The organism is Pseudoalteromonas obscura, from assembly GCF_030135505.1.
GTDB lineage: Bacteria > Pseudomonadota > Gammaproteobacteria > Enterobacterales > Alteromonadaceae > Pseudoalteromonas > Pseudoalteromonas obscura.
In genome coordinates this window covers 136,914-156,762 of record NZ_JASJUT010000010.1, presented here as the reverse complement: position 1 = coordinate 156,762, position 19,849 = coordinate 136,914, and the positions used below count along the sequence as shown (strand labels likewise).

Annotated in this window: 16 protein-coding genes; 8 read left to right on the top strand and 8 right to left on the bottom strand. The window is 40.5% G+C overall.

The window, feature by feature from the left end:
- Window positions 1-47 precede the first annotated feature (47 nt).
- Window positions 48-2,300, bottom strand: coding sequence for an acyl-CoA dehydrogenase (locus QNM18_RS20085; RefSeq protein ID WP_284138253.1), 2,253 nt, complete (start codon window positions 2,298-2,300; stop codon window positions 48-50).
- A gap of 210 nt (window positions 2,301-2,510) precedes the next feature.
- A complete protein-coding gene (ybaK, locus tag QNM18_RS20080; protein WP_211008635.1) occupies window positions 2,511-2,969 on the bottom strand; it encodes a Cys-tRNA(Pro) deacylase in 459 nt (152 codons plus the stop codon).
- Window positions 2,970-3,229: 260 nt separating this feature from the next.
- Here ybaK and QNM18_RS20075 point away from each other — a divergent pair, with 260 nt between their 5' ends.
- The gene (locus QNM18_RS20075; protein WP_211008634.1) at window positions 3,230-3,451 is read left to right on the top strand and encodes a hypothetical protein; all 222 of its coding nucleotides are present in this window, start codon (window positions 3,230-3,232) and stop codon (window positions 3,449-3,451) included.
- Window positions 3,452-3,505: 54 nt separating this feature from the next.
- Here QNM18_RS20075 and dnaJ read toward each other — a convergent pair whose 3' ends face one another.
- Window positions 3,506-4,639 carry a molecular chaperone DnaJ gene (gene dnaJ, locus QNM18_RS20070; RefSeq protein WP_211008633.1) on the bottom strand — a complete coding sequence of 378 codons (1,134 nt, stop codon included), beginning with the start codon at window positions 4,637-4,639 and terminating at the stop codon, window positions 3,506-3,508.
- A gap of 119 nt (window positions 4,640-4,758) precedes the next feature.
- Window positions 4,759-6,681, bottom strand: a complete 1,923-nt coding sequence (gene dnaK, locus QNM18_RS20065; protein WP_284138252.1) for a molecular chaperone DnaK — start codon at window positions 6,679-6,681, stop codon at window positions 4,759-4,761.
- A 218-nt stretch (window positions 6,682-6,899) separates the two neighbouring features.
- Between dnaK and QNM18_RS20060 the strand changes: the two genes are divergently transcribed.
- Genes QNM18_RS20060 through QNM18_RS20045 form a run of 4 tightly spaced genes read left to right on the top strand, consistent with a single transcriptional unit; the run spans window position 6,900 to window position 11,225 of the window.
- On the top strand, window positions 6,900-7,709 hold the full coding sequence (locus QNM18_RS20060) for an acyl-CoA thioesterase (protein ID WP_284138251.1): 810 nt from the start codon (window positions 6,900-6,902) through the stop codon (window positions 7,707-7,709).
- A 57-nt stretch (window positions 7,710-7,766) separates the two neighbouring features.
- Window positions 7,767-8,975: a paraquat-inducible protein A gene (locus QNM18_RS20055; RefSeq protein ID WP_211008630.1), complete on the top strand. Its 1,209-nt coding sequence runs from the start codon at window positions 7,767-7,769 to the stop codon at window positions 8,973-8,975.
- Window positions 8,968-10,623, top strand: a complete 1,656-nt coding sequence (gene pqiB, locus QNM18_RS20050) for an intermembrane transport protein PqiB (protein WP_211008629.1) — start codon at window positions 8,968-8,970, stop codon at window positions 10,621-10,623. The genes QNM18_RS20055 and pqiB overlap by 8 nt, the downstream gene beginning before the upstream one ends.
- Entirely contained in the window at window positions 10,623-11,225 is a 603-nt protein-coding gene (locus tag QNM18_RS20045) for a PqiC family protein (protein WP_284138250.1), read from the top strand. Before pqiB ends, QNM18_RS20045 begins: the two co-directional genes overlap by 1 nt.
- Here QNM18_RS20045 and QNM18_RS20040 read toward each other — a convergent pair.
- Together QNM18_RS20040 and QNM18_RS20035 are read right to left on the bottom strand one after the other, a co-directional pair.
- Window positions 11,206-11,727, bottom strand: a complete 522-nt coding sequence (locus tag QNM18_RS20040) for a GNAT family N-acetyltransferase (RefSeq protein WP_284138249.1) — start codon at window positions 11,725-11,727, stop codon at window positions 11,206-11,208. The genes QNM18_RS20045 and QNM18_RS20040 overlap by 20 nt on opposite strands.
- 120 nt (window positions 11,728-11,847) lie before the next feature.
- Window positions 11,848-14,712, bottom strand: coding sequence for an insulinase family protein (locus QNM18_RS20035; RefSeq protein ID WP_284138248.1), 2,865 nt, complete (start codon window positions 14,710-14,712; stop codon window positions 11,848-11,850).
- A 359-nt stretch (window positions 14,713-15,071) separates the two neighbouring features.
- Here QNM18_RS20035 and QNM18_RS20030 point away from each other — a divergent pair, with 359 nt between their 5' ends.
- Window positions 15,072-15,260 (top strand): hypothetical protein, encoded by a 189-nt coding sequence (locus tag QNM18_RS20030; RefSeq protein WP_211008625.1) that lies wholly within the window; start codon window positions 15,072-15,074, stop codon window positions 15,258-15,260.
- A 64-nt stretch (window positions 15,261-15,324) separates the two neighbouring features.
- Window positions 15,325-16,908: a bifunctional UDP-sugar hydrolase/5'-nucleotidase UshA gene (gene ushA / locus QNM18_RS20025; protein WP_284138247.1), complete on the top strand. Its 1,584-nt coding sequence runs from the start codon at window positions 15,325-15,327 to the stop codon at window positions 16,906-16,908.
- A gap of 55 nt (window positions 16,909-16,963) precedes the next feature.
- On the opposite strand, the gene QNM18_RS20020 is transcribed toward ushA, so the two are convergent.
- Window positions 16,964-17,887 carry a hypothetical protein gene (locus QNM18_RS20020; RefSeq protein WP_211008623.1) on the bottom strand — a complete coding sequence of 308 codons (924 nt, stop codon included), beginning with the start codon at window positions 17,885-17,887 and terminating at the stop codon, window positions 16,964-16,966.
- The gene (locus tag QNM18_RS20015; RefSeq protein WP_284138246.1) at window positions 17,884-18,774 is read right to left on the bottom strand and encodes a type 2 periplasmic-binding domain-containing protein; all 891 of its coding nucleotides are present in this window, start codon (window positions 18,772-18,774) and stop codon (window positions 17,884-17,886) included. Before QNM18_RS20015 ends, QNM18_RS20020 begins: the two co-directional genes overlap by 4 nt.
- Before the next feature lie 221 nt (window positions 18,775-18,995).
- On the opposite strand from QNM18_RS20015, the gene QNM18_RS20010 reads away from it, so the two are divergent.
- Window positions 18,996-19,832: a S1/P1 nuclease gene (locus QNM18_RS20010; protein WP_284138245.1), complete on the top strand. Its 837-nt coding sequence runs from the start codon at window positions 18,996-18,998 to the stop codon at window positions 19,830-19,832.
- Window positions 19,833-19,849: the final 17 nt, after the last annotated feature.

The following is a 19,849-nucleotide window of genomic DNA, read 5'->3' as shown; positions in this document are numbered from 1 at the left end:
ATGATACGCCCAATTATATAAATAATTTGGGCGTATGTTCTTATCGTTTATTGATTAACGACAGATTTAACAGAGTCTACTTCCTTTGAGTCTTGGATTAAATTTAAGTCAAAATCAAACTCATCCACTCGAATCGCTTTTTCACGCTTGCGATTATAATCTACCAACTTCACATATTCTTGCTCATTGATAATATTCGCAACAAAGGCATTGTTTAATGTATCACCGAAACTAACACCCGCCTTTATTTCACGTTTTTTAAGTGACTTCTTCACTTTAGCTAGCGACTCCAAACACCCCATCTTTGCTTTATAAGCCTGTTCATTGATATCGTGTCCGTCACCTTCAGTTGGCTTAACCAAATGCGTTAGTTGCTGTTTAAAATCAGTGTCTAATTGTGCGGCTTTTGCTAGCTCTCTGATCATATCGTCGCTAATTTTTGGCATACGGTGCGAAAAGTTCATGGTCGCAATACGCATAAAACGTCTTGCAGCTTTGCTCGGGAAGTTATCCAAGAACTTATGAAGTGCCTTTTCCGCTTCCATCAATGCATACCGTGTCGCATAGTGAAAATAAGGTGCAGCTTGCGCCCTATCTTGCTGTGACACTTTTTGCTCATAGTATCGAATTGAAGCCATTGCAGCGTAAACAAAGCTCATCACATCGCCAAGTCTTGCTGATAGTAATTCGGCTTGCTTTAACTTACCACCTAGAACGAGCAACGAGAAATCTGCATAAACAGCAAGTTTGGACGCCAACTGCTGTGCTGCTTTTTCATATTGAACAACTTCCGGTAAAGAAGATGAACCTGACGCCATAAATGGAAACGCGCCAAGTTTGAATGCACGAAACCCATTGCCGATACTGTAGCCAACCGTTTTTCTTAAAATTTTATTGAATTCTTTGTCTGCATTTGCCTCTTCACTGTGGATAGACTCAACCATTGTTTGCAAATAAGGGTGGCACCGCATCACACCTTGGCCAAATATCATCAAGTTACGAGTCAAAATGTTCGCGCCTTCGACTGTAATCGCGATAGGCTGTGCAACATAACCGCTTGCCAAAGTATTTTGTGGTCCCGTTTGAATTGCCTTACCTGCAAGGATATCCATAGCAGAATCAAGCACATCACGACCCAACTCCGTCATATGATACTTGGCAATAGCTGTTACGACAGACGGTTTTAGACCCATGCCTAAGCCTTCAGTTGTTAAAACTCGCATTGATTCTTGTAAAAAAGCCTTACCAGCAATATCTGCTAACTTCTCTTGGATCCCTTCAAACTGACCAATTGCCAATCCGAATTGCTCACGTACCGCAGCATACTCAGATGCCGACTTCAATGCCACTTGGCTCGTCGAGACACCTAGTGCAGGCAACGAAATACCGCGACCAGCTCCTAAACAACTTACTAGCATTTGCCAACCACGGCCGATATTCTCTTGTCCACCAATGATGAAATCCATCGGAATAAATACTTTGTTACCACGCGTTGTACCGTTGTAGAATCGAATACCCATAGGATCGTGTCGATTGCCAAGCTCTACACCCGGGTGAGATTTAGGGATTAAAGCACAGGTGATGCCCAAGGATTCCTTGCCTCCAAGTAAGCCATTTGGATCAAACACTTTAAAGGCTAGACCAAGTACCGTAGCTATCGGCGCGAGTGTGATATATCGCTTGTCCCAAGTTACTTCTAGACCAAGTACCTCTTTGCCTTCAAACATACCCTTTGTAACAATACCCTGATCAGGAATGCCACCCGCATCAGAACCTGCTTCTGGACTAGTCAAAGCAAAACATGGAATGTCACGGCCATTGGCAAGTCGTGGTAAATAATGCGCCTGCTGCTCAGCCGTTCCATAGTGCAGCAACAACTCACCCGGACCGAGTGAATTTGGTACCATCACTGTCACAGCGACCGCAGAAGATTTGGTTGCGATCGTACCAACAATGGTTGAGTTGGCGTACGGGCTAAACTCCAGGCCGCCATACTGCTTTGGAATAATAAGAGAGAAAAAGCGCTCTTTCTTCAAAAACTCTAAGATATGTTCAGGTAAGTGCTTAGAATTTTGGATATGATTTTCATCAATCATCGCCATTAGTTCTTTAACAGGACCGTCTAAAAACGCCTGTTCGTCAGCCGACAATTTCGCTTCGGTCACAGCACGTAAAGCGGAAAAATCTGGTTTTCCTTGATAGATAGAGCCTTCTAACCATACATCCCCCGCATCTAAAGCTTCTTGCTCTGTAACTGAAATGCTTGGCAAAATTTTTCTTAGTTGTGTTCTTAAACTCATAATTAACTCATCCGACCAGATAGATATACCTACATTACGTCATAAAAATCAATTTAGATCAATTGCTCAAATGAAAAAATTAACGATATTTTTACTGCCCAAAGAGTTTTTTGCTTAAAAGCGACTGATAATTAATAGCTTACACGTGTGCGCTGAAATAATTTTTTTTGTCTCTAGGAAGATAAAATTTGAGATGTAGAAATGTCGAGACTAAAAAGAGCCAAAACTTGCCTGCGTTATAGTCATAAGTGTTTGGGGACAAATCGAGATTTCTAGTCCTCTTTTACCACCACTGACATAAATTTGCTGATGCTGCTTCGCACTTTCATGCAATATAACCGGGATTTTACGCTTATGAGCAAATGGGCTGATCCCACCAAGCAAATACCCAGTTGCACTTTGCGCCCTGTTTTTGTCAGCCATTTGCGCTTTTTTACCAGACACAGATTTCGCAAAAGACTTCAGATCTACCTGCTGTGTCGCTGGGGTTATACCAATAAATAAGTCACCATCTACCTCAATCACCAAGGTTTTAAATACTTTACACTCTTCAAGATTTAATTTGCTTGCAGCTTCTTGTGCATAGTTTGGCGATTTTGGATCATGCTTAAACTTTAAGACTTCAAACTGGACTTTACTTTTGGTCAATAAGTTAATTGCAGGTGTCATATTAAATCCTTACTAATTATGGCTTTACAAAAAAAATAACGTGCTTTCAATAGAGCTTAAGTACTAAAACAACGACACGTTATTCGCAATTTATTATCCAAGATATTTTTACTATAAATTGTACTAAATTATGCTCGACAATACTGAATTGTCGACTAAAGTAGTATATACCAGCAGATTCAATCTGCGTTGGTAGTTAGAAGCGAAAACTTGCTGTAACAGCGATGTTGAGTTGTGCCATTTATTAGTAGGTGCGTCGCATGTATACAAGCTTAGCGCAAGGTATCGGTGTAACTTTGAGTATTTTGACCGTCATTTTTGTTTTACACAGTGAATACAATGCTTGGTCAGACAAGCTAGCGTGTAATGAAAAGTGCGAGCTATTAGGGTGTCATTCAGGAACACTGATTTCAGGAGAAAGCCGACCGGATTTAGTTTGTCGGTGCAACGATGATATGGATTATCTCGTAATATTAGACTGAGAGTAAAACGGCGCCATTGGCGCCGTTTTGATTTATTCTGACAGGTTAACCAAACTATTTGGTCAAATCATCAAAAAACTTCTTTACGCCATCAAAGAAACCTTGCGCTTTAGGACGGTTTTTACTGTCTCCGCTCATGCTTTCTTCAAGCTCTTTCAATAGCTCTTTTTGACGCTCATTAAGATTAACAGGCGTTTCAATTACAACCTTACAGATTAAATCGCCAACAGAGCCACTGCGTACTGACTTCACGCCTTTGCCGCGCATACGGAACATCTTTCCAGTTTGGCTCTCTGAAGGGATTTTAAGATTTGCTCTGCCATCTAAAGTCGGAACTTCAATCTCGCCGCCTAGCGCCGCGGTAGTGAAACTAATAGGTACTTCACAGTATAGATTGTTACCATCACGAACAAAGATTGGGTGTTCTCTCACGGTTACCTGAACATACAAGTCGCCTGCTGGCGCGCCATGCATACCGGCTTCACCTTCACCAGATAATCGAATACGATCGCCAGTGTCAACACCCGCCGGAATTTTAACCGACAGCGTTTTGGTCTTCTCTACACGACCTTGACCATGACAGCTGTCACATGGGTCAGAAATAACCTGACCTGTACCCTGACAAGTTGGACACGTCTGCTGCACAGCGAAGAAACCTTGACGCATTTGAACTTGCCCCGCACCGTGACATGTCGAACATGTCTTAGGTTTAGAACCAGCTTTAGCACCACTGCCATCACATGGTTTACAACTTACCCAAGTAGGCACTTTAATTTCTACGTCTTTACCCTTAACAGCCTCTTCAAGCGTTAAGTCTAAGCTGTAGCGTAAATCCGCTCCACGTTGCTGTCTCGATTGACGACGGCCACCACCGCCACCAAAAATATCACCGAATACGTCCCCGAAAATATCGCCAAAGTCGGCTCCGCCTCCGAATCCGCCATGGCCTCCACCACCGTTTTGTTCAAACGCTGCATGGCCGTATTGATCATACATCTGGCGTTTCTGACTATCCGTTAGGACCTCGTACGCTTCTTTTACTTCTTTGAACTTAGCTTCTAAAGCTTCATCACCCGCTGTACGATCTGGGTGATACTTCATTGCTAGGCGCTTATAGGCCTTTTTTATATCACGTTCACCGGCGTCTTTTGTTACACCTAATACTTCGTAATAATCACGTTTGGACATAGTTATCACACTACTCTTACAAGACAACTCTCCGAAACCTACGTTCGGTTGTGAGCCAAAATTTAAAAACACGAAGGGCGCGTCAAGCGAAGTCGCCGCGCGCCCTTAACAGTCAACAATTACTTGTTGTCTTTAACTTCTTCAAACTCAGCATCAACAACATCATCGTCTGCTTTCGCTGAACTTTGTTGTGCACCTGCATCAGGACCTGGTTGCTGTGCCTGTGCATTTGCTTGTGCGATTTCCATTAGCTTTTGAGATTTCTCTGCAAGCGCCTGAGTCTTCGCATCGATGTCTTCTTTGCTGTCGCCTTTGATAGCTGCTTCAAGTTCAGTTAAAGCACCTTCAATTGCAGTCTTGTCTTCAGCTGGAAGTGTGTCACCCGCTTCTTCAACTTGCTTACGAGTAGCGTGAACAAGTGCATCAGCTTGGTTACGTGCGCCAACTAGCTCTTCGAACTTTTTGTCTTCTTCCGCATTTGCTTCTGCATCACGTACCATTTTTTCTACTTCATCGTCACTTAGACCAGAAGAAGCTTGGATAGTGATTTTCTGTTCTTTACCCGTATCCTTGTCTTTAGCAGATACGTGTAAGATACCGTCCGCATCAACATCGAAAGTAACTTCGATTTGTGGTGCACCACGTTGAGCTGGGCGAATACCTTCAAGGTTGAACTGACCAAGTGATTTGTTATCAGTTGAACGCTTACGCTCACCTTGCAGTACATGAATAGTTACCGCAGACTGGTTGTCTTCAGCTGTTGAGAACACCTGTGACTTCTTAGTCGGGATAGTTGTGTTTTTCTCGATAAGCGCCGTCATTACTTGGCCCATTGTCTCAATACCTAGAGATAATGGAATAACGTCTAGAAGAAGTACGTCTTTAACGTCACCAGAAAGTACACCACCTTGAACAGCTGCACCTAGTGCTACCGCTTCATCAGGGTTAACGTCCTTACGCGCTTCTTTACCAAAGAATTCAGCAACTTTAGACTGAACTAGTGGCATACGTGTTTGACCACCAACTAGGATGATATCATTTACGTCGCTTACAGAAAGGTCTGCATCAGCAAGTGCACGCTTTAGCGGCTCAATTGACTGATTTACTAAGTCTTCAACCAAAGACTCAAGCTTAGCACGCGTTAGTTTAACGTTCATGTGCTTAGGACCAGTTGCATCAGCAGTTACGTATGGAAGGTTAACTTCTGTTTGCTGTGCAGAAGAAAGTTCGATTTTCGCCTTTTCAGCCGCTTCTTTAACACGTTGCATCGCTAGCGGATCTGCTTTTAGGTCGATGCCTTGCTCTTTTTTGAACTCTTCAACTAGGTAGTTGATAACACGGTTATCAAAGTCTTCACCACCTAAGTGCGTGTCACCGTTTGTCGCTAGTACTTCAAATGTGTGCTCGCCGTCTACTTCGTCAATTTCAATGATTGAAATATCAAATGTACCACCACCAAGGTCATATACCGCAACAACGTTGTCACCTTGTTTTTTGTCCATACCGTAAGCAAGTGCAGCTGCTGTTGGCTCGTTGATGATACGTTTAACGTCTAGACCCGCGATACGACCCGCATCTTTAGTTGCTTGACGCTGTGAATCGTTAAAGTATGCAGGAACTGTAATTACCGCTTCAGTAACTTCTTCACCTAGGAAGTCTTCTGCTGTCTTTTTCATTTTCTTAAGAACTTCTGCAGAAATCTGTGGTGCAGCACGTTTTTCACCGCGTACTTCAACCCATGCGTCACCATTGTCAGCTTTTACAATGTTGAATGGCATGATGCTGATATCACGTTGTACTTCTTCATCTTCAAAGCGACGGCCAATTAGTCGCTTAATTGCATATAGCGTATTTGTAGGGTTAGTAACTGCCTGACGCTTTGCCGGTTGACCTACTAGCGTTTCGCCTTCTTCTGTAAATGCAATAATCGACGGGGTAGTGCGATCGCCTTCAGCGTTTTCAATAACGCGCGTATTCTCACCATCTAAAACTGCTACACAAGAGTTAGTAGTACCTAAATCGATTCCAATAATTTTACCCATGTGAATCTTCTCCGACCTCAAAAAATTCGTTGTTCTGTTAGATGACTTGATAAATAGGGGCGGCAAATTCTAATTCAACCTTAAAGTGGAAAAAAATTTCATTTTTTTTCAATTTTTTTTATTTTTAGGATGAACAGAGCAAAAAGCAGGCAAAAAATCTGTATTTATCCATTTAGAGCATATATTCTAATTGGGTAAAAATAACACATGGACCCACTATGGACTTTGATACCTTAATTTCGTCTTCTCAACTACAGGCACAAGAAAGCACGTTAAGCGTCCCAAACACTTGGAGCCAAGGCCGAACCGTTTTTGGTGGATTGAGTGCTGCGCTGATGCTAAAGCAAATGTATTTGAAACTCGATGACGTCACGAGAAAACTGCTTTCTTTCAATTGTAATTTCGTCGCGCCACTAATAACTGACACTCCATTTACGATTAACACCACGATATTAAGGCATGGCAAAAACGTTACTCAGATTGAAACTCGAATTACGCAAAATGACACTATATGCCTCATAGCTCTTGCCTGTTTCGGCACACAAAGGCAATCTAAAATACAAGTAGATTCAAATCAGCAACCCCGCATACTTAAACAAGAGCGAAAAAGCAGTCAAACTCTCAAATATGTTGAAGGTTTGTTTCCTGCGTTTATTCAAAATATCGAACTCAATATTCAAGCCGGAGCAATGCCCTTTAGTGGTTCTGACTCAACAGAAATTCATGGTTGGATGAAATTTAAACACCCTGCGAAGAACTTGTGTCCTGAATTAAGTATCTTAGCATTGGCAGACGCATGGCCACCGACCTTATTGCAACTATGCGATAAACCGTCTCCTGCAAGTAGCGTTTCTTGGTACGTAGAGTTTCTTCAACCCTTAGATTTGAACCTATCTGATTGGTTCGGTTATGAGGCAATTACACATCAAGCAAATAGCGGATACGGTATTGAAGATGCAAAAATTTTCTCCAGCAGTGGAGAGCTAGTTGCACTGAGCCGGCAAACTGTCGCGGTATTTGATAGTTGATATTCTTTGAATGCTGGAACACAATAGAGGTATATATCTCTATTGTGATTTTATATTGTGATAACTGCTTGCCAACATTGTGATTATTTAGTGTCTATCGCACACATGGACAAGCATCAAAGAGCCATATGTCCGCATTGTGGAAACACCTTGGCTCACTGTCAGGTCAACTATAACCAGAGCATAAATGCGTTTGGTTTATCATCTATTCTTTTTTTGATAGTGAGCTTGCACCCTCATTTTATTTCTTATGCACAACATGGTTTAAAACAATCTATTAGCTTGATCGAAGCAATCTCACTCCTCGCCACCAACTTTAGTACTCTACTGGCCGGATTACTCGCTTTTACTATCTTGCTGATGCCTTTACTTGCATTAGTGCTTATTATGTTGGCTCATTCTCCGCTATGGAAACACCTAAACCCACACAATGCACGCGTCATAGTACGGCTTTTGATGCTACTAAAGCCACTTAACCTTGCTGATATTTTTCTTGTTGCTGTGCTGATCAGTGCTTTCAAATTGACTGAGTTTGCAGAAATAGAAGTTGGGCTTGGTTTTTGGTCTTATATTCTCTTCGTTTTATGCTTTATTGAAACGTTATCCTTGCTGAGTAAAGAACAGCTTTGGGAAAGAGAGCAAATAACTTATTGTCCAGATGAACAAACTTGTGCGCCCAGAGCACAACAGCAGTCCTTAAAGAAATGCCATGTTTGTGGTCAACTCAGTAATGCGGCACGTTGCCCTCGATGCACATCAAAGTTAAAATTCCGCAAAACCAACTCGCTAGAAAAAAGCGCGGCATGGATGTTAACTGCCATGGTTTTATTGATCCCTGCTTTGGCGCTTCCAATTATGGACACCATCAACCTCGGACTCCATACCAAAGCAACGATCTACAGTGGTGTTGAAGTTATGTGGCATGCTGGCTCCTACCCTGTTGCAATACTTATCTTTGTCGCCAGTATTTGTATTCCCATTATCAAAGGGATCGCCCTCTTTTATTTACTTTACCAAGTAAAAGCATGCACTCAGCCTAAATTGGCAAGCAAGCTGTATAGAGCACTTGAATTTATGGGAAAATGGTCGATGATCGATGTGTTCGTCGTTATTTTATTGGTTTCTCTGGTACAACTTGGTACTGTGTTAAGTGTTGAACCCCAATCAGGTATTGTGTTTTTCACCGCTATGGTATTATGCCAAATAATCTCTGTAAATCATTTCGACCCTAGGCTATTGTGGGATAACTTAAATAAACATGAATGAGAAAGCTTATATAGAATCCAAACCTAAATTTTCTGTCATTTGGATTGTTCCTATTATCGCTGTTTTAATAACCGGATGGATGCTCTATCAACACCAATCTAATAAAGGCCACACTATTTTCCTAAAAATGGATAATGCCGACGGCATCATTGCAGGAAAAACTGAGGTCAAAGTCAGAAGTGTACAAGTTGGCATTGTTGAGTCTCTTAAATTACAGATAGAGCAAAACGCAGTTATTGCGACCATTCGCATATTTAAAGACTATGATACTTTGCTCACTGAAGACGCCAAATTTTGGACCGTAAAACCACGGGTAGATGAAACCGGGATCTCTGGATTAAACACTTTGCTTTCAGGTGTTTACATAGAGCTTTTACCTGGTGAGCAAGGCAACTTAGCTAATCTTTTTACCATGCAAGACCAGCCAGCACTCATTGCCCCCGATATTGAAGGTGTTAGATACAAATTAAAAGCGGCAAACGCCGAAGTGCTGGACGTTGGTACTGGCATCTTTTTTAGAAATTACAAAATTGGGCAAGTTGAAACCGCCAGTTTTAATGAAAAAACACTAGAAATGGACTACGGGGTTTTTATTAACTCCCCTTATGACGAGCTCATCTCTAACAATGTGATTTTTTGGGTTAACTCAGGCGTAGAAGTCGACTTGTCCACCGAAGGGATCAAAGTTTCAACTGGTTCATTGTCAAAATTGATCAAAGGTGGGATCTCTGTGGATTACCCGCCCAACTCTGTCGCAGACTCTATCGCACAGCAGTACACTCAGTATAAATTACATAAAAACTTTGCTGTTGCATTGGAAAGGCGATTTGACTTATTTGATCTTTACCTTGTTGAATTTGAACAATCCATTAAAGGCTTGAAGCCAGGCGCGCCTGTCGAATATCGAGGAATGCGAATCGGCACTGTCGAGCAAGTACCTGCGCAGCTTGTTCGAGATGGGCAACCTTTATACTTCCAGCAAAATAATACATCGATTCCTGTGTTAATAAAGGTAGAATACGGCAGAATTTATGAAGTAGATGAGCAGGCCAAACAGTACTGGCAAGGAAACATAGAAAAATGGATTGAAAACGGGCTGCGTGCATCGCTAAAAAGTGGTAATTTATTAACCGGTGCGGTATATATAGAATTAGATTTTTATAGTGCAGCCAAGCCGGAGTCTATTGCCAAACACTCAGTCTATCCTGTATTACCTAGTGTACCGAGTGGATTTACGGCTTTATCTGAACAGGTTATGGCACTGCTTAATAAACTAAATGGTTTGCCATTAGATGCAGCTTTAGTTGAAGCCACAGACATGCTCACTGCATACAAGCAATTGGGTGCTGAAACTGAGCAGCTTATAAAAGATTTAAACAACAAAAAAGTACCAGAAAAAGTGGAAAAGAATTTAACTCAATTACAGGGCACGTTGACTCAGCTAACATCAAGCTTAAAGCAATTTGAAAAAACCCTGTCAACCTATCAGCAAGGCTCTGGCGTGATGGATCAGTTGACCGATACACTGAGTGAGCTAGAAAGCTTGTCCAACACATTAAAGCCAGTAACTAAAGGGCTAAATGAGCAGCCTAACATGCTGATTTTCGATAAAAACGCGTCCGAAGATCCTGTGCCGAGGAAGCGTTAATGAAATCGTCATTGCAAATTTGCCTTTTAGCAATGCTAATAATGGGCTGCAGCAGTAACTCAAGTGGCCACAAATACTATAAATTCTCTGATCAGACAGAGGCAATAGAAAAACAAATTCGTGCGCCAGAAACACCTATTTACTTAGATCAGGTATCTATTTTAGGCGTTTCTAACCAGCAGGCATTTGTACAGTTTACTCAACCAAATACTGTTAATATTGCGAGCTTCCACTTCTGGGCAGAACATCCAGAAAGCATGCTGACACAGCTAACTCTTAGTTATTTAAATAATCGAGGCTTGACGGTAATTCCTAGGACGTTAGCAGGCGATTTAAATACAACTCGTTACAGTTTAAAACTTGTAGTAGATGAGTACGCAGGCCACTATGAAAAAGGTGCTATTCTCAGTGGTAATCTGTATTTTTACCAGTTGCAAAACGGCAATACACATTTAGTTCAAACAAAACGATTTTCATTTGAAAACCAACTGCAGGACGATGGTTTCGATGCTTTAGTAGCAGCTCATAAAAGCAACTGGCTACTACTGTTAAATGATGTTGAGCAAATACTTACTGGCCAACTCAGGCAAAATAATAAGTAAACAGACAATCAGCTTTGGTAGGTGACTGGCTATAAATCTTTCCGTTGCCTTCAAAGCCGAGCCTATTTAATAACTTTTTGCTGTTGTGATTTTGGACATCTGTTATCGCATGTAGCTTGGTTATGTTTAGATGTTTGCGCGCCATAGCGACAAGCTGTTCACAGGTCTCAAAAGCTAACCCTTGACCTGTAAACTCATCTAAAAACGCATAACCTAAATCAGGCTCTTGTAGATAAGGACGCTGGTAAAACCCCGCAACACCAATGGCCTGCCCAGATTGTAAATAAATAATATATGGGGCACTGAGACCTTCTTTATAAGGAGATAAAAAAGAGCGTTCGATATATTCAATCGCAGTCTGGTGGTTGTTTACTTTCTTATCACCAATATACTCAATAAAGCTCTGTTGATTGAGCAACTTTATTATAAAATCAGCATTATCAAGCGTCGCTTTTCTAATTTCACACCTTTCAGACACTGTAATTATATTTCCAGGCATCATAAACTCCCCTGACACATATTGTTATTCCATTGCAAAGCTGTAACCTCTGTTGTAGACCCTAGCTTTATATTAATTTTGCTACCACAACATCGAAGATGTCGTAGTAGCAAATACTGGAGCTTACTCGTAACTGACTTTTTTATACAAGTCTTCTAGAGAGCTAATCTTCTTTTGATTAGGTAAGTCTGCAAATGGTTTATCGGAAAACTTATTGCCTCTCAATTGAATATTTAACCTAGGGGCGCTCTCATTTAACAGTGTGTGATGTAGATAAGATTTAATATCTTGCATTGTGATCCGTTCAGCCGCAGCAATTAATTGCTCTTTTGAGTCAAATGACAATTCATTTTTATACCAGTCCGTCAGAATAGGCTGCGCTTCCTCTGCCAAGTTCTTTGGCTCTTCCCTTAGGTTCGCAAGTGCCGACGCTTTGATTTGCTCAAACTCTGCTGCGGTTAAATTTTCCAGCTCTTTTGCATATTCCAACTTAAATGCGTCAAAACGTGCTTGCATAGACTTCACGTCTTTGACTGGTGTTTGAATAAATAGTGCTATTGCTGAGTGTTCATCAATACTGGTCGCTATAGCTCCTACAGCATAAGCCAACTGCTCTTCAGTACGCAGTATATTGAAAGCTTTTTGCCGTAAGTGCGACTTCAAGATCAATGCGGCTGCTTTCTGTGCATACCCAGGCTCCGGGTGTACCACAACATCAATAACAGCAACGTCAGCTACGTCAGTATCTTTTTGTAAGACAATCACTTCGCCTTGTTTTGGCTGCCAAAAGCCAGCCCTAACATAATTTACTTGGCTTGCCTCGCTTCCTATATGAGTCTCTAAACGAGATACAACATTAGTTATGTCTTGCTTATTGTAGTTACCGTATCCAAATACACGCACTAAGTTATTACTGAGCAATTCACCTTGCGCTTTTTTAAAGTCATTGGTAGTCATGCTTTTAGCTGCTTTAATCAAGGCCTCTGAGTCAAAACTCCCCTCTCGAGTAACCTGTCTATATGCGCCAAAAACTTGATAATATGGGATCTGTTTTGCTTTATTTTGTAGTGTGCGAACATATCGATCAATTGCTTGCTCTAGCTGTTTTTCGTTTGGAGTTACAGCTAACCCTTCAAGCGCTTTTTCTATTAACACTGGCTGCTTGTCCGTAAAACCAGAAACAGACATTACCAAACCATTAGCGTAACTAAGCTCCAAGCCCATTCCTGCAACGTGTGCTTCAGTGATCAACTTCGCTTTTTCAATTTCATAGAGATCAGCCCAAAGATTAGCGGCGACCTGCGTATTGATGTCGTTAAGTGGCAACGCGCTGTTTAAAACTATTTCTAACTTCCCTTTTGGTTGCTCACCAAAACGCTTGCTCGGTTTAAGCCACGCATGTATACGCTTGCCTTCATATACCTTTTCAACCACTTTAGATTCCGAGCTTTTTAGCTCAAAGTTTTCCGGAAGCAGTCGATTGACACTCGGTAACGATAAAGCAAACTGACTTGGCTTAGACCAAGACTCTATTTCACTTGCTCCGATAGGCTCAACCTTATATTTTCCATCATAAAAGTGAAGGTTGCTATCTACAGGTTCATCTTTACTTATGTACCAAACACGCATTGTATTCGAGTTAAGCTGTTGTAGGACTCTGTCGACTGCATTCGGGTCAAACTGTGCAAAATGATAGTTTGCATTAATAGCGTGTGTTAATGGATAGTCCTGCATATTAGCAGCCAATGTACTTACATATGAGAACTCATCACTCTTCTCCAAGAACCTAAATTGGTTATTTAATGATGTTCTTATCTCTTCGAAGTACTTACTATCAACCCCCTGCTCTTTAATGAGGTTTATGTACTGCATAATTGTTGCAACTATGGTTTCACGTTGTTGCATACCCTGATCAGTTAATTGAACATCAATTGTCAATGCACCGTAATTACCGTAGTGATTTGGCGACGCGTTTGCTGTCAACGAAGAAATTAACCCTTGCTCTTTCAACACTTGTGCTGGACTACCCTGCATCTCATTGCTCAGCAAGTAGCTTACAAAATAGTTAGGTTTGACAGCAAAATCAGACATATTATTTTCAATTATAAACTCGACATTAAGCGCTTTAACATCTTGATTCGGTCGATAATGAATACGTTTTTTGCCTACTTCACTAAAGTCTATGGTTTTAGTTACTTCTGGTTCGGCGATATTTTTATTTTTGATTGTACTAAAATGCTTTATCGCTTTTTGTTCCATCTCTGCCAATGGCATATTTGAAACCATCGCAAGCTTCATAATGTTCGATGAATAGTATTTATTATAGAAAGCGACTGTTTCTTGATGTAGATTACTATCCTTCTTGTCACCGAGCGTTTCCAAATTACCTATCAAAAACCGATTAGACGGATGGTCACCTAAAAGTTGCCTAGCCAACTTGAACTGCCCAAAAAAATCCATCTCTCTGCGCATCGACCATTCTGCATTTACAGCATTTTTCTCTTTGTCGGTATATTCAGGGTAGAGTTTTGCTGATTTAAAAAAGTCTGAAAAACGGTCTAATGCCTCGTCGTAAGCATCATTATTTATTTTAACCATATAGTTGGTCACATCTAACCAAGTATACGCGTTATTGGCTCCGCCATTATTTTGCACAAATTCCGCATACCCATCTGGATCTGGAAATTTTTCAGTACCTAAAAACAACATATGCTCTAAGTAGTGTGCCATTCCTTGCTGGGACATAGGGTCATGAAGCAAACCAACACCAACGCTAAGGGCAGCAGCTGATTTTTCAGCGCTAGGATCAGAAACAAGTACAACATCTATGCCATTTTCAAGGGTCAGTACTTTGTATGCGCGGTCGTCATTGGGACTCACCACAAGCTGGTCAGAAATAAGTTGTACGGGTTGGTTGTTGAAACTCGTCGTCGAGCACGCAGTCAAAATGCCAAGCGAGATAGCGCCTAGTGCCATTAGTTTTTTCATAAAGTTCCCAATATAAAGGGCGTATTTGCCGAGTAACAATACTCAAGGCAAATAGCCTTTGATTATCTCTTTGAATGTACTGTCATATACTGATAGTAATGTCCGATATGTACAAGCACAAGCCAAAAAAAAGTGTAACTGATTGTTAAATATAGACAAGGTAACGCTATCAAAAGTTCTTAACTAAGAATCTTTTTATCACCACTTAAAAAACCAGTCCAATCAATGAGCAGAAAAGTTAATTTTTATGATTAAAAATGTTTTTTTTAAGTCAAAAACATTCTACACTGCGTGCAAATCGCTCAGTTCTCAAACTGGCGTTACAAGGCAAGTATATAAAAATCAACAGGGGCTAAAAAATGAATGAAGAGCAAATTTGTGATTTTGGAATTCATGCAGGCGAACCATATAGCAAACTGCCCGCATGCTTTTTAAATTGGATGGTTGAAACTAACCATAAAAAACGGAGCTTTGCTAAAAACGAACTCAACAGAAGAGAAGAGGCAGTGCTAAGTTCTCGCAATACCGCAAACCACACAACTTTGTAATGTCATTTTCGTGCAATTGCTTTAAACTACGCGCATAAATAAGTTCAGATTTTTATAATAATTTATGCGCATAATTATTTCTTTGTTTTTGCTTTGTTTTTTAGCAGCATGCCAATTACTGTCAGTAAAAGACGATGCACAATATTTAACAGTCCTACATACCAATGATAACCATGGTCGATTTTGGCACAATGAGAATGGTGAATATGGTATGGCTGCACGGAAAACCCTTATCGACCAATTACGCAATGACGCTTTAGAACAAGGCCATAGTGTTATTTTGCTATCAGGTGGGGATATAAACACGGGAGTTCCCGAGTCGGATTTACAAGTAGCTGAACCCGACTTTAAAGGGATGAGTATTATTGGTTACGATGCAATGGCCATTGGTAATCACGAGTTTGACAACCCATTGAGCGTTCTAGACAAGCAAATAAAGTGGTCTAATTTCCCTTTGCTCTCTGCCAACATTATTGACAAAGAAACCAATAAGCCAGCTTATCAGGCGTACACTATTCTCGAAAAAGGGCAACTAAAAATAGCCGTTATTGGGTTGACTACAGTCGACACCGCAAAAATCGCCAATCCACAGTATATCGGCCATTTGGATTTTATCACGCCAGCAGTCGCCACACAGCCTCTGGTAGATATGATCAAATCAACGTATCAACCTGATGTAGTCGTTGCTGTGACGCACATGGGCCACTACCACGATGCCAAGCATGGAATAAATGCTCCAGGCGACGTTACTTTGGCAAGGGATCTTAGCCCGAACTCTTTAGATATGATTATTGGTGGTCACTCTCAAGAACCGATCTGCGTAGATGAAACTGGTAAGCAAGATCCTTCATTTTCACCAGGTAAAGCTTGCTGGCCAGACAGACAAAATGGCACTTGGATTATGCAAGCTCATGAGTGGGGAAAATATGTGGGAAAAGCAGTCTTTAAGATTGAGAATGGTATTAAAGAGCTACTAAGTTACGAGCTAGTTCCCGTCAACTTAAAAGATGAACAAGGCAATTTCATCACAAACGAAATAACAAAAGATACAAGCCTATATAATTTCTTACTTCCCTACCAAGAAAAAGGTGCAGAAAAACTCGCAGGGGCGGTCGGTAATGTAGATGACTTCCTCGATGGCCGCAGAGACACAGTTAGATTTACCCAGAGTAAGTTGGCAGATCTTATCATCAATGCACAAACGGAAGCTGTTGGAGCAGACTTTGGCATCATCAGTGGGGGTGGTATTCGCGCTAGCATAGAAAAAGGCGATGTAAACTACAAAGACATTTTAAAAGTCCACCCGTTTAGAAATCGCGTTGCATATATAGATTGGCAAGGGCCGGAATTAGTGGACTACATTAGTGTCGTAGGAAGCTTTCCAGCGGATGCAGGTGCTTACCTACAGTATCATAAAATCGACTTTAGTATTGAAAATGGCCTTGCCAATATTAAGACAATTAATGGTAAGCCATTTGATATCAATGGCATTTATAGAATGAGCATCAATAGTTACAATGCCGCAGGAGGCGATGGCTATCCGATTATTACCGAAAAAGAAAGCTATCAAAATACCGACAGTACGGACGCACAAGTCTTAAGAGCCTATATCGAAAAATATTCGCCAATAAAGACAAGTAACCTTTAACCTGAAACTTGAATATAAGATGAGGGCATAAAGCGACTAGCTGAATGCTCCCTCTTTACTTACCTATTATTTCTATGTCTTCTTCATTTATTTTCGTCAGAGCATAACTATGGAGTTTTGAGCGAGACCCTTCACCATGTGCTTTAGGTGGATAATACTTAGCTTTTAATTCTGGAGTTGCAGATAACAGCTCATCAAGCGCAGCCCGTATTTCACTGAGCGTTTTTTCGAGACTATTCGAAAAGTTAGGTCTTTTTCTAATTGTGTGTCCGAGTGAAACTAAACGGTGAAAATATTTGTCTGCCAAGTCCAATAACTCTTCCGGCAAGTCTTTGTTTTGATTTAGTGACGCTTCAGGATACGTCTTACAATACTCGAGCAGTGCTAGGTAAAAGCACAGGGGTTTATTTGCTAACTGCACCTTTAGTTCTGTATTAGAGGTAAGGTGTAATGTTTTGGAGTATAAATCAATTTTAAGAATTTCCAGAGTAGGTAAAATAACCTTTTTATCTTCATGGACCTGCTGTTTATACTTTATTCTCGAAATATTTTTTAGGAGTGCAAAATTAAACATTGCAAATATCAGCGGAAAGATAAGCAAAGCGTAATTGTGACTGTAGTCCGCCTTTAATAATAAGTACGTTCGACTCCCAGGCGCTACAAGCTGCTCAACACTCTCCCCTTTCGCTGGCGATATCGGTTTATTCGAGATGGCAACAAGCGTTACTCGGCTATTTTGCTGCAATAAATAGTGGTTCACACCCTCAATATATGCCTCGAGTGCTTCTGGATCTCCTGAGTAATTCAACATAGGATCGGCTAATGGTAGCTTGTGCCTATCTAGCGAAACTCTCAGTTTAATCTCTTGCAGGTCATGATATACAACATCATCAATTGTATATTTGGACATTGTAATAAAAACAAATAGAAAGAATATTAGATATACAGAGAACACTAACGCTTTTTTCAATTCCTTCATTCGCGTTCTCCTAAAAACTCATAAGGAAACGTATTACACTGCCAATACTCATTAACACTATCAAAGTAGCTTGAGCCAGTCTCCTGGGCTACATGATGCAATAGACTTTGCAATGAACAAGCAAGCTCAGTGTTGTCACTAACCATTTTTAAATACCATTTACTACCGCTGATATTACTCCCTGTTGGAGTTATATAATTTTTTGAGAAATGGACTTCGTCGTCTTCATTCCAATATGTCGCTATAATATCTAACTCTCCCGATGAAAGCTTATCGCGCAAAATTTTATGAGAAGTCACATACTGTATGTTTAGCGCGTCAATATCTATGTCTAGAGCTTTGAAGGTCTGCTTTGGCATAATATGGCCAGAACGACTAGTCGGATAGTCTAATAGCCCAATTTTTTTATCTAAAAAGTACGCTTTCTCCAGCTTAGGCTTTTCTCTATTAGATATAAAAAACGAAGTGTACTCGGGGTAGCCAATAACTGCCTTATAACTGTATGTGGATTCTGCCATTAGAGCCTTCATCACGTTGTCTTTTGATAACGTCAAGTCTGCTAGGCCTTTGGCAATAAAATCTATTTGCTCCGCTAGGTTGCCACTCCAATAAACATTAACCAAACCAAACTGTTTTGCTAGCACAGGATCTGAGCATAGCTTTTGAGCTAGCGCTTCTGCTAACTTTTTTACCGGGACATGCACATTGAATGACTGTGTATTTGATACAGAGCGAGTTTGACATTGAATATGTTTTTCAAGCAAATTGGGAAGCACTACCACAGAAGGGCTATTGAGCGCCTTTGCCAAGTAAAAACATGCCAAAACAGATAGAAACAAAACTGTAACAATGGTTGTATTATTGCTTAATTTAAGATTGTATTTCACATCAATTAGATTCTTTTATTTCCTACAGGCTTATTAGATCAACTTTCTTTACTTATTGCAATAGGTAATTTTACCAATAGACCGTAAACAATTGATTTTAAAGCTTTATTAATAGGAAATTATGAATACTCTTGACTCCTTTTATTTTCGCTAAAAACCCGGACAATTGACCTCATTAGAATACTTGGTAATTATCTGATTTACATTTAGGCGAGTAAGTGATGTTTAGAGGTTCAATTAAAGTTTTTGCACTCTCTCTTGGCTTGGTGAGTAGTTCCACTATTGCGTGGGGTCAAAATGGGCACAGAGTGATCGGTGAGTTAGCTCAGGGTTATTTAACGCCAGCTACTTCATCCCATATTCAATTGATCCTTGGTGACGACACATTGGCTGAAGTATCCACTTGGCCAGATGAAATGCGCTCTGACTCCGCACACTTTTGGAAAAAGCAATCAGGTAAATGGCATTACATCAATATTGATAAACCTGAGCATATGCATCGCCACAGCAACCCAGCTATCTCAAACAAAGAAGAAGTAAAACACATTCTTGATGGTATCAATTTCACCACCAATGTACTTAAAAACTCTTCCTCAGATATAAAAGACAAACAATTTGCTTTAAAGTTCCTTGTACATTTAGTTGGAGACGCACACCAACCTTTTCATGCTGGACGAGCCGAAGATTTAGGCGGAAATAAAATTGATGTAGAATTTTTTGGAAAGTCTACTAATCTTCATAAAGTTTTTGACACGGAGCTAGTGGAATACCAAAAGTTATCTTTCACAGAATTTACTCGCTTCATTACTACCTCAGACAAACAGTTAATCGCTAACTATTTAAACAGCACACCTTCTGATTGGTTATTGGAATCCAATAAAATTGCTGAGGACATATACGAAAGCAATGAAACTGAAATAAGTTGGGGTTATATATATAAACACACACCGACAATTAAAATACGCCTCCAACAAGGTGGATATAGATTGGCTGGTTTGCTAAATCAAATTTTTGACAAAAACTCAAAGCCTTTAGTTAATGCGCTTGCTAATAAATAAAAGCTTTGAAAAATGAT